Raw genomic sequence first — 1,958 nt, 5'->3', positions numbered from 1 at the left:
TTAACGTAAAACAATGCCGTCTTGTTTTTTATGGCTTGAAATTGAAATCTTAGCTATTTCATTAAATGAAAAAACGGGGGCTCCGTCTTTTGCAATATGCCTGCGATCCTGGCAGCTTCTTAGATTGTCTTAGTTGCAGTCCTCCTGCCCGTAGTCTTCCAGCCGTCCGATATACTTCGATTCGTCGAATCGGCCCGCTTCCGCGTCTTCGATGATTCGTTTGCACAGATCGGACAGTTCGCGTGCTTTTTCTTCGGTTTTGAAAGGGATCGATAGCGTCCATATTTCCTGATCGACGATACAGCGGAACACCGTCGTCTCGCCGTCTCCCATCAACAAGTCCGGTTCCAATTCTTTCGCTTTGAAATCGTCGATGAATGAAACAAACTTTGCGTGTAACTTTTCAGCAAGTCGATTGCTTATGGGGATAGAAGAAGATTTGACCTTGTAAAGCTTTAATCGTTCCTCCTCTTGCAACGGCCACATCGCGTTATTATGGTCCGTTGTCAGGTTTACAATATTTTGGGGTAAAGACGATATCAGTGTAAGCGGAATGCCTACCGTAGGATATTTTTTTTCAGCTTCTTCTGCCGCCTCTTTCCAATTTGCTATGCGTTTTATCTCGAGCAAAAATGTATCCGACGAATCCCGTACGGTACGAAAACCATAAGCACCCTCAAAAGAAGGACAAACGTAAAATTCGACGTTGCCGTTGGTGTTTCCGAAAAGAAGTTTTTCGACCACGCTTTTACTTCGAACATTGTCCCGCCCTTCTATTTTCTCTTTTCCGGTAGAATCTTTTTTGATCGTTGAAACAATGTATTTGTTTTCCACTCTTTTTAGAAATTCCGTATTTTGAGCGATGCCATACGATGTTATAAGACATGAAAGAAACGCAAAATAAACTTTTTTCATTTGGTAAACATTTTAATCGTGCCGTCATGATAAATACCCTGTTGTAAGCCTGGATAGTCTTTTGAGTAATTCAAATCTCCACTGGAAGGGGTGTGCCCACTTAGTTGTGTGTGTGCTATATAACGAATCCGATTTTTCTCAATCAAATTACCATTAGCGTCTAATGCTTGGGGATAGTAATATTTGGGGTTATCTTCTACAGTATACGGTATAGATATATGAAAGGAAGAAGACGTATTAGCGTCATCCTGATAGGTAGCGATGCGACCATCTTGATATACAATAATAACTATTTCTCTATAATCACTACTTGACATCTGTGCCGAAAGATAATCCGTAAGATCCTCCATATTGGCGAATTCCTCGCTCGTTCCTCCTTTGGTCAAAGGACGGTTTATGTTTATACCCATTTCCAGTAATTTTCTGTTTACATTGGTTGATGATTTAATGCAAGCACGAAAATAATCATACTGAATAGCTGGGGACATTGATGCGAATTGCGGGTGTTTTACAAACAATGCATTCTTTTTCGTTTCAAAATTCATCGCTTTCTTTTCGATACTGACCGAAATAGGAATGCGTATTATTCTATCTCCGTTTAGGTCTTCTTCAAATTTGAGTTTTGAGAAATCGATTTTGCCGAGTTCTGTTGCAAATGTGTTTGATGCTTCCCGATATTCGGCGCCAGCAATGATGTACTCTTCCAATTCTGGTGAATTCAATAAGGCGGGATCCAAATCGTCTTTTTCAGAATAATCGTAATCTTGTTTTTGACACCCTGGAAATGAAACGATACCGACAGTGCAAAGAGTAGCGAACAAACCGGACAATGCCGTCTTTACGAGTAAATGTTTTTTCATAACGATAAGTTTAGGAAATAGTTAATGAAATACGAAATCGCAATCGTTATGATCGAATAATTTCAAATATAAAAAAACTTTAACGTAAAACAATGCCGTCTTGTTTTTTATGGCTTGAAATTGAAATCTTAGCTATTTCATTAAATGAAAAAACGGGGGCTCCGTCTTTTGCAATATGCCTGC

The 1,958-nt window shown here is 39.4% G+C and carries 2 protein-coding genes; both read right to left on the bottom strand.

Annotated elements, in window-relative coordinates; translation table 11 throughout:
* Positions 1-129 precede the first annotated feature (129 nt).
* The gene (locus DW082_RS14135; protein ID WP_147387094.1) at positions 130-915 is read right to left on the bottom strand and encodes a hypothetical protein; all 786 of its coding nucleotides are present in this window, start codon (positions 913-915) and stop codon (positions 130-132) included.
* Positions 912-1,775 carry a hypothetical protein gene (locus tag DW082_RS14130; protein WP_118459193.1) on the bottom strand — a complete coding sequence of 288 codons (864 nt, stop codon included), beginning with the start codon at positions 1,773-1,775 and terminating at the stop codon, positions 912-914. Before DW082_RS14130 ends, DW082_RS14135 begins: the two co-directional genes overlap by 4 nt.
* Positions 1,776-1,958: the final 183 nt, after the last annotated feature.

It is taken from the genome of Alistipes sp. AF48-12 (assembly GCF_003477565.1).
GTDB classification, from domain to species: Bacteria; Bacteroidota; Bacteroidia; order Bacteroidales; family Rikenellaceae; genus Alistipes_A; species Alistipes_A hominis.
Note: the sequence above shows the minus strand (reverse complement) of the source record. Positions and strands in the feature narration are given on the sequence as shown.

Coding starts and splice junctions, on each gene's coding strand:
- DW082_RS14135 (WP_147387094.1), bottom strand. CDS start 915: ATGAAAAAAGTTTATTTTGCGTTTCTTTCATGTCTTATAACATCGTAT.
- DW082_RS14130 (WP_118459193.1), bottom strand. CDS start 1,775: ATGAAAAAACATTTACTCGTAAAGACGGCATTGTCCGGTTTGTTCGCT.